Here is a 13,434-nt window from a genome sequence, read left to right as displayed (position 1 = left end):
AATTTATTAATAGATCTTTTAGAAAGTCAGTGGTCCTTGATGCGGCTTGGTAAGGACATGTACAAACTTCCGCACCAATTCCGGGTCAAACTGCTTTCCGGCGCCCTTTTGCAGCTCGGCCAGAGCCTCTTCGCGGGACATCGCCTTGCGGTACGGCCGGTCGCTGGTCATCGCGTCGTAGGCGTCGGCGATGGCCAGGATGCGGCACTCCAGCGGGATCTCTTCTCCTTTCAGCCCCAGGGGATACCCTTCGCCGTTCCACCATTCGTGGTGTTTTAAAATCCAATCGGCGATCAGCACCAGGTCGGGCATGGACTGCGCGATGCGGTAGCCGATCTCGGCATGCCGCCGTATTTCAGCGGTTTCCTCGGCCGTCAGGGGCCCGGGCTTGAATAAGATGCCGTCCGGTATGCCCACCTTGCCGATGTCGTGGAACTGGGCCAGCAGGCGCAAATCTTTAAGCCTGTTTTTGGGCACACCCACCGCCTTGCCCAGCGCAATGACCAGGGCCTGCAGGCGCTCGGCGTGCCCCCCGGTGATGAAATCCTTCTCCTCCAACGCTTTAAGGAGTATCTTGACGGCGGCGCCGCGGGTGCCCTCGTTCCGCTGCAGCTTGGCCCGGTACATGTTGTTGTCGGCTTCTTTGAACAGCTCGTTCAGGTCGTTCAGCCCTTCGCCCCCGACGGCAAACCCGATGGAAATGCTCAGCGGGATCTCCGGGTCGCGACTGTTGTATTCGGCAACGGCCTCTTCGATCCGCAGGCAGGCCGCCTGCACGGCCTCCTGATCGCTGTTGGGCAGCAAAACGGCGAACTCGTCACCCCCTATCCTGGCCACCATGTCCCCGGCGCGGAAACACTTCCGGAGGACGTCGGCAGTCGCCGCGAGCAGGGCGTCGCCGGCGTCGTGCCCCATGGTGTCGTTAACGAACTTTAAGGCGTCGAGGTCGCAGATGATGAGGCCCACCGGCGCGTGGCGCCCGTCCGCCAGACGCCGCATCTCCTGCTCGAAATAGGTGCGGTTGTACAATCCCGTCAGAGAGTCGTGCAGGCTCAAGTATTTCAGCTGCTCTTCCATGCGCTTGCGCTCGGTGATGTCCAGGAAGCTTTCGAGAAGGTACTTTTTGCCCTTCAGGATTAGAGGCACCGCACTCTTGATAATGGGGATTCTCCGGCCCTGAGCGGTGATGAGCACGCGTTCCGACCGGTCGACATCCTGTCCGAGGTCGGTGATCGGGCATTTCCCCTTCTCCGCGGGGCAGATGAACTCGTGGCACACCCTGCCAATGATCTCTTCCCTGGGCGCGCCGATCATTTCCAGGGCGGCGCGGTTGACGTCGACGATTCTGTGTTCATCCTCATCAATGAGGACAGTGCCGCAGTTGATGGAATCCAGGATGAGGTGAAGCCGGCTCTCCCGCTCTTTGATCTCCTGCCGGGAGGCATCCAGGGCTTTAAGCATCCCGTTGATCTCCCGGGCAAGTCCCGAGAGTTCGTCCTGCCCGGCAGCGGCAGCCAGCCGCAATGAGGAATCGCCTGCGGCGGTTATCTCACCCACGTCCCTGCTCAGCCGGGCGACCCGGGACAGCACCGCCCGGTCCAGCAGTATCATCATGACACCGCTGAATACCAGGCCTACCGCCAGAAGCGAGAGAACAAGAAGCCCTACCGTCGCCTGCCCCTGCCTGTATATGTCCCGCGGCATATGCACCCGCATAATGAGGGCCGGCTTTCCGTAAATGTCCTTCACCAGAGCGTATCCGGCAACTGACCTGTCATCGAGCACGCTGACAAACACAGGAGCGTCCCCGGTCAGGCGGGTCCGGGCCTTCACAAAATCCGCCGGTACCGCGGCATCGCGGATCGAATGAACGGCTAGAGAAAGGTGGGTGATCGCAGCCAGGCGCTCAATCTCCCCGGCGTCGAGCCAGCGGCCTATAATCAGCGAGCCTCTGGCCGGCCCCTCCTTGGTGCTGGTCAGGATGGGACGCGAAGCGACCAGCACGGGGCCCTCGGGCAGGACCAACAGGCCTGCTACGCCGCTTCCGGTGCCAGGGCCGGACAAAAGCGGCCCGCCGGCAGCCAGATGTTTCTTCAGGCTTTCCGGCACCGGCAGCACGCGCTCGCCGCCGGCATCCATGCTTCTGCCGAAGACTGTACGGGCAGAAGAATCCACGATGAGCAAATGGTTGATCCGGAGGTTCTTAAAGGTCTCCGCCGAGAGATTGGCTCTCACGTATGCCGCGTTGGCGTCCTGCACAAAGACGTACGTATCGTCCCAGGCGGCCCAGTCGACGGCCGTGCCGTCCAGGGTGGCGATGTTGTTCTCCAGAGCGTCGAGCGCCCGTTCGACATTGCGGCGGACAAACTGCTCTTCCAGCCGCGCGAAACCCTTCAGGACAACGTTCTGGAAAGCGCAGTAGAGAACAGTCACCAAAAACGCAAGGGCCAGGGCAACGATCAGCAGCGTTTTCCGGCGAATTGTCAAAGCTAACGCCCCCAAACGGCAGGCTGTAAAAACCGGGAAAGCAGGTTCACAAGGGCTCTTCGGCACGACAAGATGTATTCGGACAGTTTCTTCCCACAGTCTGATCGTCAAAAACCGTCCCGTTCCTTAAGAGCTCGGCAAACTTTTCCACGAGCTGCGGGTCGAACTGCGTTCCGGCCATCCGCCTGAGCTCGGCCAGGGCCCCTTCGCGGGACATCGCCTTGCGGTACGGCCGGTCGCTGGTCATCGCGTCGTAGGCGTCGGCGATGGCCAGGATGCGGCACTCCAGCGGGATCTCTTCTCCTTTCAGCCCCAGGGGATACCCTTCGCCGTTCCACCATTCGTGGTGTTTTAAAATCCAATCGGCGATCAGCACCAGGTCGGGCATGGACTGCGCGATGCGGTAGCCGATCTCGGCATGCCGCCGTATTTCAGCGGTTTCCTCGGCCGTCAGGGGCCCGGGCTTGAATAAGATGCCGTCCGGTATGCCCACCTTGCCGATGTCGTGGAACTGGGCCAGCAGGCGCAAATCTTTAAGCCTGTTTTTGGGCACGCCGGCGGCCTTGCCGAGCGCGACGACCAGGGCCTGCAGGCGCTCGGCGTGCCCCCCGGTGATGAAATCCTTCTCCTCCAACGCTTTAAGGAGTATCTTGACGGCGGCGCTGCGGGTGCTCTCGCTGCGGTGCAGCTTCACCCGGTACATGTTGTTGTCGGCTTCTTTGAACAGCTCGCTCAGGTCGTTCAGCCCTTCGCCCCCGACGGCAAACCCGATGGAAATGCTCAGCGGGATCTCCGGGTCGCGACTGTTGTATTCGGCAACGGCCTCTTCGATCCGCAGGCAGGCCGCCTGCACGGCCTCCTGATCGCTGTTGGGCAGCAAAACGGCGAACTCGTCGCCCCCGATCCGGGCCACCATGTCGCCGGTGCGGAAACAGCTTTTGATCACGTTGGCCGCGGCCACGAGAAGGGCGTCGCCGGCGTCGTGTCCGAGCGTGTCGTTGATGAACTTCAAGGCGTCGAGGTCGCAGATGATGATGCCCACCGGCGCGTGGCGCCCGGCGGCGAGACGGCGCATCTCCTGCTCGAAATAGGTGCGGTTGTAGAGGCCGGTCAGGGCGTCGTGCAGGCTCAAGTACTTCAGTTGCTGTTCCATCTGTTTGCGCTCGGTGATGTCGCGGATGGATTCGATGGCCCCGGCCAGTTTTCCGTCGCTGTCGTAGAGGGGGGAAGCCGTCGCCCACAGGAAGGCCCCCCGTCCCTGGTTCAGCTTCGGAACGAAGACCTCGGCGATCAGAGTGTTGGCCTTTCTCTCCACGTACTCGTATTTCTCTTCTATCTTCCTGAGGTCGTCCTCCAGGCCGATAAGGTCGACCAGAACCGGCCGCCGTTCCCCGTAAAACGGAACGGCGTAAGCGTAATCGCCCTGGCCGATAATGTCTTCCTTGAGCACCCCCGTCATCTCCTCGATGGCCCGGTTCCAGGCGATAACTTTCTTTTCCTGGTCGATGACGAAGGTGGCGTCCGGCAGAAAGTCGATGATGTCCAGGAGCTGCCGGTGCGCGGCCCGCAGCTTCTCCTCCGCCCGCTTGCGCTCGCTGATGTCGCTGTATATAGCGTAAATCCCGACCTGCTTGCCGTCGAGCACGATCGGGTACCCGATGGCGGACACCGCCACCAGGCTGCCGTCCTTGCGCCTGCGCACGGACTCTCTCTGGATGACCCCCCCGCTTATGACGGCGTGGGACAGGGCGGTCGCCTCGTCGACCAGGTTGTCCGGGACGATGATCTCGTTGATCGGGCGCCCCCTGATCTCGTCGACGGTGTACTGGAAAAGCTCCTCAAAAGCCTTGTTGGCCTCTACGACCCTGTCGGCGTTATCGAGCAGGACGATACCCTGGGGGGAGTTCATGAAAAGCTGCTGGAAATAGGCCCTCTGCAGGTTGCGCTCCTCCTCGACCTGCTTGTAGGCGGTGATGTCGGTAAAACTTTCGACCAGGTACTCCCGGCCGCCGAGCCATACGGGAACCACGGTCTTGATGATGGGCATGGGTGTACCGCCCCGGCCGATAAGTATGCGTTCGGAATAGTCTATCGTCTGCCCCAGATCGGTGATCGGGCAACCGCCCTTCTCGGCGGGGCAGATGAAGTTATGGCATGGGGAACCGACGACTTCCCCCTTGGGGACGCCGATCATTTCCACGGCCGCACGGTTAGCGTAGACAACGACATGCGTTCTGGGATCAATAACCACGATCCCGCTCTGGACGGAATCCAGGATGATTCCCAAGTGTCTTTGGATTTCAAGCAACGTCATCCGACCCTTCTCCAGAGTGGGGGGAACGGCCCGAGCCATAAACTGCCACTTGAGATTATTCGCGGAGTTTGGACATTCTCCTACGCGCTTGATAAAATTGACAATCGTCCAGGGCGATAAACTGACAAAAAGGCAAGGTTTCCACCGCGAAACCTTGCCTTTAAAGGCGTTATGGAGCTGGTGACAGGAATCGAACCTGCAACCTGCTGATTACAAATCAGCTGCTCTGCCGGTTGAGCTACACCAGCGTACGTTTCATTATACCACATCCCCCGCGCTTTCGGACACCGCCCCGAAAGCGTCACCCGCACTCCAGCGCAAGATTAATGTAGCAAACGGCCGCGGCCCGTGTCAAGATCGCCCGGCACTCAGGCCGTTCCCGTGAAAGCAAAGGAGGGCGACCCTGCAGATGATCGGCTTGGGGCTGACGAAAAACGGAGCCCGAACGGCTCCGTTTCTTGGTTAACTAACTAGGCTTCGCGTTTCTCCAAATACTTTTCGAGCTTGCGTTTGACGCGTTGGAGCGCGTTGTCGATCGACTTGACGTGGCGCTGGAGGTCCTCGGCGATCTCCTGGTAGGACTTGCCATCCAGGTAGGACATCAGCACCTTCCATTCCAACGAACTAAGCAGTTCGCCGATTTTACCCTCTATGTCGTCGAACTCTTCGCGGCTGATCACCAGTTCTTCCGGGTCGGTGATCTTGGAACCGGAGATCACGTCGAGGAGGGTGCGGTCGGAATCCTCGTCGTAAATGGGTTTGTTCAGGGAAACGTATGAATTGAGAGGAATGTGTTTTTGCCTCGTCGCCGTCTTGATGGCGGTGATGATCTGCCGGGTGATACAGAGTTCGGCGAAGGCCCGGAAGGACGAAAGCTTGTCCAGCCGGAAATCACGGATGGCCTTGTAAAGGCCGATCATGCCTTCTTGGATAATGTCCTCGCGATCCGCGCCGATCAAAAAGTACGAGCGCGCTTTGGCCCTGACAAAATGGCGGTACTTATTGATCAAATATTCTAGAGCTTCGGTGTCACCGTCCCGCGCAAATCCTACAATTTCTTCGTCATTCAGGGATTGGTAAGAGGAAAGGGACTCTTGCTGAACACTGAGGCTCAAAAATATCGCCTCCACTTATTGGGATAAAGGCGGGATGCTTACATTGTTAATTATAACGAGGGGGGAAAAGCCCGTCAAGCACAAGCGTCTACAAGGACGCTTCTGCTTCAGCGCCGTCTTAGGGCTTCCAGAGCCCGGCGTACCTCTTCGTCCAGGCGGTTCTCCAGGTAACCGTCGGCGGGTTTTTCGCCGCTCGACAGGAGCTTCTTGCTGTCGATCTCGCGCAGCATGGCCCAGAACTCCCTCGGCGGCATCCGGTAGGCCCCTTGCCCGAAGGCGATGCGCTGCTCCGCCCAGTCGGCGGTGACCACGCGCACCGTCCCCTCCTTCGCCAGCCGCCCGCAAAGCCGCTCGATGACGGCGTCGGCCGTCTCCCCTTCGGCCGTGAAGATCACCTCCACACCGGCCACCTTCTCGGAATGCGCGATCCCGCCGGGCACGCGATGCGCGTCAAAAACGACGATCACCTCCTGGCCCGTCAGCCCGGCATAGTTGACCAGCAGCAGGACCAGCCTGGCCCGGGCGTGGTCGAGGTCGGCCGACTTCCCGGTTTCCGGCCAGTTGAATAACACGTTGTACCCGTCGACCAGGAGATACTCCTTCACGGCGTTCTCCTCTGGCGCAGCACTTCGTAGATCAGAAGCGCCCCGGCCACCGAGGCGTTCAGCGAATTGACGCGGCCGAACATCGGCAGCCTCACCAGGAGATCGCATTCGTCCCGCACCACCTGGCCCAGGCCCGACTCCTCGCCCCCGATCACCAGGCAAATGGGGCCCCGGAGGTCGGCCCGCCAGTATTCAACTTTCCCGGACATCTCGGCCCCCACGACCCACAGGCCCCGTTCCTTGAAATACCTGAGCGCCCGGGCCACGTTGTTGACCCTGGCCACCCTCACGTACTCGACCGCCCCGGCCGAGGTCTTGACCACGGTGGCCGAAACCGGAGCCGCCCGCCGGGAGGGGATGACCACGCCGTCTACGCCGGCCGCGTCGGCCGTGCGTAGAATGGCTCCGAGGTTGTGCGGGTCCTGGATCCCGTTCAACACAACGATAAAAGGCTCCCGCGCGTCCTTGAGGAGGTCCTCGGCCTCCGCGTAGGCGTACGGGGCCAGGTAAGCCGCTACGCCCTGGTGCGCCTGTCCCCTGGCGATGCGCTCGATGGCGACGCGCTCGACAGGCTGGACCGGGACGCCGCGCTCCCTGGCCAACTGCATCAGTTCCTGCCACACGGCGGGGTTGATCCCGCGCGCTAAGAGGACTTTATTCACCGGGCGGTTTCCTTTAAGCGCTTCGCGGACCGGATTGCGCCCGACGACCAGCTCGTCCACTCTCGTCACCTCAACGGGGTCGAAAACCTGGGTAAATTATAAACGACATCAACCGCCGCATGCGACCCCTAATACCTCATGTTGTCCTTATCTTCCCCATTTGGGCTTGACAGCAGCCCGTCCGGCATGTTACTGTTTGTGGCAACTGAATAGGTTTAGCGAGACGAGACGAGGAGGTTCCCCTCGGCGGGAACAAGAGTGAGCTTAGCGGAGCGGAGTGAGGTCGCTGTCCAGGCCGATGCTCGCCATGCTGAGTGTCGGCTTTTGTTTTTTGACCGGCCGGTGAAACCGCCAAGGCCGCCGGCTTGCTTGGCGTCTTGGCGGTTTGATGAATGACGATCGTTGTTCTTTGGGAGGCGGGAAAATGATTTATCCCCGGTACGAAGAGTTTCAGGAACTGGCCCGGACCTACAACGTTATTCCCCTGGCCGAGGAGTGGCTGGTCGACACCGAGACGCCGATCTCGGTCTTTCAAAAACTTTCCGCCGAGCGCAGACCGGCCTTTCTCCTGGAGAGCGCCGAGGGCGGCGAGCGGATGGGCCGCTATTCCTTCATCGGCCTGGAGCCCGCCTGGGAGCTGCGCATCAAAGACGGGCGATCGGTCCTGAGCGGGAAGAACGGGGAGACCGCCGTCCTTGACGGACACCCGCTCGACGTCCTGCGCGGGCTGATGGCCCGCTACAACACCGCCCCCTTTCCCCGGCCGCTGCGCTTTCACGGGGGCGCGGTGGGTTACCTGGCCTACGACTTTGCGCGCTGCCTGGAGCGGCTCCCGTCCGTTAATCCCGACGACCTGGGGCTGCCCGACGGCTTCTTCCTCTTCCCCAGGACGGTCCTGGTCTTCGACCACCTCCGCCACACCCTGACGGCGATCCACAACGCCCCCGCCGAGGGCGACCTGGCGCAAACGTACGCCGCGGGCCGCATGGACATCGCCGCCGTCCGCGAACTGCTGGCTAGGCCGGCGAAAGTTTCGTCGCCCGAGGCCTGGGAACGGCCCGCGGCCGCCCCGCAGTCCGGAGGGGACCGCGCCCGGTTTGCGTCGATGGTCCGCCGGACGCGGGAATACATCCTGGCCGGCGACATCCTGCAAGCCGTGCTCTCCCGCCGCCTGGCCGCGCCGCTGCAGGAAGCCCCGCTGCAGGTCTACCGACGCCTACGCAGCCTCAACCCCTCGCCCTACATGTTCTACCTGGACGCGCACGACCACGTCGTCCTGGGCGCTTCCCCGGAAATGCTCGTCCGCGTGGAAGACGGCCGCGTCTTTACCAGGCCCATCGCCGGCACGCGGCCCCGCGGGCGGGACGCAGCCGAGGATGCGGCCCTCGCCGCCGAGCTCCTGGCCGACCCCAAGGAGCGCGCCGAGCACGTCATGCTGGTCGACCTGGGCCGCAACGACCTGGCCCGCGTCTGTCTCCCGGGCTCGGTGCGCGTCAATCAGTTGATGGAAGTGGAGTATTACTCCCACGTCATGCACATCACGTCCGAAGTGGAAGGAGCACTGGCGCCCGGCTTCGACGCCCTGGACGCCCTGGCCGCCGCTTTTCCGGCCGGCACGGTCAGCGGCGCGCCGAAGATCCGGGCCATGGAGATTATCGAAGAGCTGGAGCCCTCGCGGCGGGGCGTCTACGCGGGGGCGGTCGGATACCTGAGCCTCTCCGGCAACCTCGACACCTGCATCGCCATCCGCACGGTGGTGATCAAGGACGGGACGGCCTACGTCCAGGCCGGGGCGGGCATCGTCGCCGACTCGGACCCCGACAGGGAGTTCCAGGAAGTCAGCCATAAGGCCGCCGCCCTGGTGCAGGCCATCGGAAAGTGAGTTGATGGTTCCGTGCTGCTGATGATCGACAACTACGACTCCTTCACCTACAACCTGGTCGATTACCTCCGCGGCTTGGGGGCGGAGGTCGTCGTCCGGCGCAACGACAGCCTCGGCCTCGCCGAGATCGAGGAGCTGGCGCCGTCCCGCATCGTCCTGTCCCCCGGCCCCGGTTCCCCCGCGACGGCCGGCGTCTGTCTGGACCTGGTCCGCAGCCTGGCCGGGCGCGTCCCCATCCTGGGCGTATGCCTCGGCCACCAGGCCATCGGGGAGGCCTTCGGGGGGAGGGTGGTCCGCGCTCCGGCCCCCGCCCACGGCAAGACCTCGTTAATCTCCCACGACGGCCGGACCGTTTTTCGCGGCCTGCCGAACCCGTTTACGGCTACCCGCTACCACTCGCTCGTCGTCGCAGAGGAGTCCCTGCCGGCCTGCCTGGAAATCAGCGCCCGCGCTCCCGACGGGCTGATCATGGGTCTGCGGCACCGGGAGTTCGCCGTGGAAGGGGTTCAGTTCCACCCCGAGTCCATCCTGACCGAGGACGGCAAACGGCTGCTGGAAAATTTCTTGGCCGGATGAGGCCTGCCGGGAAATAAAGGCGCTGGGCGCCGGGCATTGCGCACCGGACGTTGAAAAGCTCTTAAGAAAAGAGTCTAACCCTTGACTGAATGATTTCCACGACCGAAGACCGACGACTGAAATCAGCCGAGCAAAGGAGAGATGAGACTTGATCAAGGAAGCCATCGCCAGGGTCATCGCCCGCAAGAACTTGAGCCAGCAGGAGGCCGAAGAGGTGATGACCCGGATCATGTCCGGGGAGGCCACGGCGGCCCAGGTAGGCGCGCTCCTGGCCGCCCTGCGCCTTAAAGGGGAGACGGCCGAGGAAGTAGCCGGGTTCGCCAAGTCCATGCGCCGCCACGCCACCCCCGTTCACACCAGCCGTCCCTTTCTCGTTGACACCTGCGGCACGGGAGGCGACGGCCGGCACACCTTCAACATTTCGACCACGGCGGCTTTCGTCGTCGCGGCGGCCGGGATCCCCGTGGCGAAGCACGGCAACGTCTCGGTCTCCAGCCGCTGCGGGAGCGCCGATCTCTTGCGCGCCCTGGGCGCCAACCTGGAGCTCGACGCCCGGGACCTGGGCCGCTGCCTCGACGAGGTCGGGCTGGCCTTCCTCTTCGCCCCGCGCCTGCACCACGCCATGCGCCACGCCGCCGGACCGCGCCGCGAACTGGGCATCCGCACCGTCTTCAACATCCTGGGACCGCTGACCAACCCCGCCCGTCCCCGGGCCCAGGTCCTCGGCGTCTACAGCCCGGAAGCCGCTCCCCTGGTAGCCGAAGTGCTGGCCCGCCTCGGCGTCGACCGGGCCTTTGTGGTGCACGGGGCCGGCGGGCTGGATGAATTCTCGACCGTGGGGCCGGCACAGATCTGGGAGGTTACCGAAGATCGCATTGAATACCGCCTGGTTGATCCGGCCGACCTGGGCTTCACCCCCGCCCCCCTGGAGGCGCTCGTCGGCGGGGACCCGGCCGCCAACGCCGCGATCACGCGCAGCGTCCTGGCCGGGGAAACCGGACCGCGGCGCGACGCCGTGGTATTAAACGCCGCCCTCGCGCTCCTGGCCTCAAGAGCGACCGAAAGCCTGCCGGGGGCCGTGGAGCTCGCCGCTGCCACCATCGACAGCGGGGCGGCACTGGCCAAGCTGGAAGAATTTGTAGCCTTTACGGGAGGGCTTCAAGGTGCTTGCCAAAATCCTGGAGCATAAGCGGATCGAGGTCGCCGAAAGGAAGATCGCCCGGCCCCTGAACAGCCTGCTGCGCCAAAGGCGCCCGCGGCCGCCCCGGCCCTTCGCCGCCGCCCTGCGGCAAAGACCCGCCCCGGCCCTGATCGCCGAGATCAAGTGGGCCTCCCCCTCCGCGGGACCGATCCGCCCCTGCGGCGACCCGGCGGCCGTGGCCCGTATCTACGAGGAAAACGGCGCGGCGGCGATCTCGGTGCTGACCGACACGCTGTTTTTCCGGGGACACCCGGGCCACCTGCGGGCGGTTAGTACAGCCGTCGGCCTGCCCATACTGCGGAAAGATTTCATCATCAGCCCTTACCAGGTTTACGAAGCGTGGGCGTTGGGAGCGGACGCGGTCCTGCTCATCGTCGCCGCCCTGGACGCCGGCAGCCTGCGCGAGCTCCTGGACTTGGCCCGTTCCCTGGAGATCGAGGCCCTGGTCGAGGTCCACGACGAACGGGAACTCGCGCAGGCCCTGGACGCGGAGGCGACGCTGCTGGCCGTCAACAACCGCAACCTGAAAACAATGCAATGCGACCCCGGGACTTTTATCCGCCTGGCCCCGATGGTCCCGCCGGGGATCACCCTGGTCGCCGCCAGCGGGATCGCCACGCGGGATGAAGCCTTGGCGGCCGCCCGCGCGGGCGCGGACGCCGTCCTGGTCGGGCAGGCCCTGATGGCCTCCCCGGACATCGCCGCCAGTGTGCGCAAGCTGAGCGGAAGCGGAGGTGCGGGGCATGGTCCGGGTTAAGATCTGCGGCATCCGGGACGAAATCACGGCGCAGGCGGCCGTGGAGGCCGGCGCCGACGCCCTGGGGTTTGTCTTCGCCCCCAGCCCGCGCCGCATCGAGCCGGAGGCGGCCCGGGCCATTATCGCCGGGCTGCCCCCCTTCGTCTGCGCGGTCGGGGTCTTCGTAGACGCCCCGGCGGAAGCGGTAAGGGCCATCGCCGCCCGCTGCGGCCTGCAGGTCCTGCAGTTCCACGGAAACGAGCCGCCGGACTACTGTACGTCGTTCGACCGCCCGGTGATCAAGGCCCTGCGCTTTTGCGGGCCCGATGACCTTGCCCGTATCCGGGGCTTCGACGTCCGGGCCGTCCTGGTCGACACTTTCGTCCCCGGTCAAGCGGGAGGCACGGGGCGCGCCCTGGACTGGGCGAAACTCCGGGGCCTCGACTGGCCGCGCCCCCTGGTCCTGGCCGGGGGCCTGACGCCGGAAAACGTCGCCTCGGCCGTCGCCGCCGTCCGTCCCTGGGCTGTGGACGTCTCTTCGGGGGTGGAAACCGGCGGCGCCAAAGACCACGAAAAAATCCGCGCCTTCATCCGCAGCGCCAAAGGAGGATCAGCTCATGCTCCCCAATGAACGCGGCTACTACGGCCCTTACGGGGGCCGGTTCGTCCCCGAAACCCTGATGCCGGCCCTTGAAGAACTGGAAGCGGCCTACAAGGAGGCCCGGAACGACCCGGCCTTTATCGCTGAGGTCGAACGCTACGGGAAAGAATATATCGGCCGGCCGAGCCCCTTCTATTACGCCCGTCGCCTGACCGAGCATGTCGGCGGTGCCCGGATCTTCCTGAAACGGGAGGACCTCAACCACACCGGGGCGCACAAGATCAATAACACCATCGGCCAGGCCCTGCTCGCCCGGCGCATGGGCAAGCGCCGCCTGATCGCCGAGACCGGCGCCGGACAGCACGGGGTGGCCACGGCTACCACGGCGGCGCTCTTCGGCCTGGCCTGCGACATCTTCATGGGCGAAGAGGACATGCGCCGGCAGGCCCTCAACGTCTTCCGCATGGAACTCCTGGGGGCCCGCGTCATCCCGGTGACCACCGGCAGCCGCACCCTCAAGGACGCCATGAACGAGGCCCTGCGCGACTGGGTGGCCACCGTCCGCGACACCCACTACCTGATCGGCTCGGTCGCGGGCCCGCATCCCTACCCGAGGATCGTCCGCGACTTCCAGGCCGTTATCGGCCGGGAGGCGCGTGAGCAGTCCCTCGCCGTCCTGGGGCGGCTGCCGGACTCCGTCGTGGCCTGCGTGGGGGGCGGGAGCAACGCCATGGGCATCTTCGCTGCCTTCCTGGACGACGACGTGCGTCTGGTAGGCGTCGAGGCCGCCGGGCACGGGCTGGAGACCGGGAAGCATGCGGCGACCCTCGCGGCCGGCCGGCCGGGGGTGCTCCACGGCTCCCTGAGCTACGCGCTCCAGGACGGGAACGGCCAAATCCTCATCGCCCATTCGATCTCGGCCGGCCTGGACTACCCCGGCGTGGGACCCGAACACAGCTACCTTAAAGACACCGGCCGCGTTACCTACACTTCGGTGACCGACACCGAGGCTTTACAGGCTTTCACCCTTTTGAGCCGCACGGAGGGGATCATCCCCGCGCTGGAGAGCGCCCACGCCCTGGCCGAGGCCGTCCGCCTGGCCGCAGAACTTGACCGGGACAAGGTGATCCTCGTCAACCTGTCCGGGCGGGGAGACAAGGACGTTCAAACTGTCAGGGACAGTTGAACGTCGATGTTCGATGTTAGACCCTCACGCTGCAAAATGCAGCACCACAGACAATGAAAAACGGTTACA

Annotated in this window: 11 protein-coding genes and 1 tRNA gene; 6 read left to right on the top strand and 6 right to left on the bottom strand. The window is 64.1% G+C overall.

What is annotated here, in order from left to right; translation table 11 throughout:
* Positions 1–18: 18 nt before the first annotated feature.
* The 6 genes from ACUM6F_RS10070 to rlmB form a co-directional block, all read right to left on the bottom strand.
* Positions 19–2,487, bottom strand: a complete 2,469-nt coding sequence (locus tag ACUM6F_RS10070; RefSeq protein ID WP_445349143.1) for a diguanylate cyclase domain-containing protein — start codon at positions 2,485–2,487, stop codon at positions 19–21.
* Between the two features lie 46 nt (positions 2,488–2,533).
* Positions 2,534–4,801 carry a sensor domain-containing diguanylate cyclase/phosphohydrolase gene (locus ACUM6F_RS10065; protein WP_445349142.1) on the bottom strand — a complete coding sequence of 756 codons (2,268 nt, stop codon included), beginning with the start codon at positions 4,799–4,801 and terminating at the stop codon, positions 2,534–2,536.
* Between the two features lie 172 nt (positions 4,802–4,973).
* Positions 4,974–5,049: transfer RNA gene (locus tag ACUM6F_RS10060), tRNA-Thr, on the bottom strand.
* Between the two features lie 222 nt (positions 5,050–5,271).
* On the bottom strand, positions 5,272–5,916 hold the full coding sequence (sigH, locus tag ACUM6F_RS10055; RefSeq protein ID WP_445349141.1) for an RNA polymerase sporulation sigma factor SigH: 645 nt from the start codon (positions 5,914–5,916) through the stop codon (positions 5,272–5,274).
* A 107-nt stretch (positions 5,917–6,023) separates the two neighbouring features.
* A complete protein-coding gene (locus tag ACUM6F_RS10050) occupies positions 6,024–6,521 on the bottom strand; it encodes an NYN domain-containing protein (RefSeq protein ID WP_425620889.1) in 498 nt (165 codons plus the stop codon).
* A complete protein-coding gene (gene rlmB / locus ACUM6F_RS10045; protein ID WP_445349140.1) occupies positions 6,518–7,243 on the bottom strand; it encodes a 23S rRNA (guanosine(2251)-2'-O)-methyltransferase RlmB in 726 nt (241 codons plus the stop codon). Before rlmB ends, ACUM6F_RS10050 begins: the two co-directional genes overlap by 4 nt.
* Positions 7,244–7,571: 328 nt before the next feature.
* On the opposite strand from rlmB, the gene trpE reads away from it, so the two are divergent.
* From trpE to trpB, 6 genes are all read left to right on the top strand, one after another.
* On the top strand, positions 7,572–9,065 hold the full coding sequence (gene trpE, locus ACUM6F_RS10040; protein WP_445349139.1) for an anthranilate synthase component I: 1,494 nt from the start codon (positions 7,572–7,574) through the stop codon (positions 9,063–9,065).
* Between the two features lie 12 nt (positions 9,066–9,077).
* A complete protein-coding gene (locus ACUM6F_RS10035) occupies positions 9,078–9,641 on the top strand; it encodes an anthranilate synthase component II (RefSeq protein ID WP_425620886.1) in 564 nt (187 codons plus the stop codon).
* 148 nt (positions 9,642–9,789) lie between these two features.
* Positions 9,790–10,830, top strand: a complete 1,041-nt coding sequence (trpD, locus tag ACUM6F_RS10030; RefSeq protein WP_425620885.1) for an anthranilate phosphoribosyltransferase — start codon at positions 9,790–9,792, stop codon at positions 10,828–10,830.
* Positions 10,805–11,599 carry an indole-3-glycerol phosphate synthase TrpC gene (gene trpC, locus ACUM6F_RS10025; protein ID WP_425620884.1) on the top strand — a complete coding sequence of 265 codons (795 nt, stop codon included), beginning with the start codon at positions 10,805–10,807 and terminating at the stop codon, positions 11,597–11,599. Before trpD ends, trpC begins: the two co-directional genes overlap by 26 nt.
* Complete coding sequence (locus ACUM6F_RS10020; protein ID WP_445349138.1) at positions 11,586–12,209, top strand: phosphoribosylanthranilate isomerase; 624 nt, start codon at positions 11,586–11,588, stop codon at positions 12,207–12,209. The genes trpC and ACUM6F_RS10020 overlap by 14 nt, the downstream gene beginning before the upstream one ends.
* The gene (trpB, locus tag ACUM6F_RS10015) at positions 12,196–13,365 is read left to right on the top strand and encodes a tryptophan synthase subunit beta (protein ID WP_425620882.1); all 1,170 of its coding nucleotides are present in this window, start codon (positions 12,196–12,198) and stop codon (positions 13,363–13,365) included. Before ACUM6F_RS10020 ends, trpB begins: the two co-directional genes overlap by 14 nt.
* Positions 13,366–13,434: the final 69 nt, after the last annotated feature.

Source organism: Desulforudis sp. DRI-14, from assembly GCF_052618305.1.
Note: the sequence above shows the minus strand (reverse complement) of the source record. Positions and strands in the feature narration are given on the sequence as shown.

What these genes read in the sequence shown, in the direction of transcription:
- ACUM6F_RS10065 (WP_445349142.1), bottom strand. Translation starts at nt 4,801, where the DNA reads ATGACGTTGCTTGAAATCCAAAGACACTTGGGAATCATCCTGGATTCC.
- trpE (WP_445349139.1), top strand. Translation starts at nt 7,572, where the DNA reads ATGAATGACGATCGTTGTTCTTTGGGAGGCGGGAAAATGATTTATCCC.
- trpB (WP_425620882.1), top strand. Translation starts at nt 12,196, where the DNA reads ATGCTCCCCAATGAACGCGGCTACTACGGCCCTTACGGGGGCCGGTTC.
- ACUM6F_RS10020 (WP_445349138.1), top strand. Translation starts at nt 11,586, where the DNA reads ATGGTCCGGGTTAAGATCTGCGGCATCCGGGACGAAATCACGGCGCAG.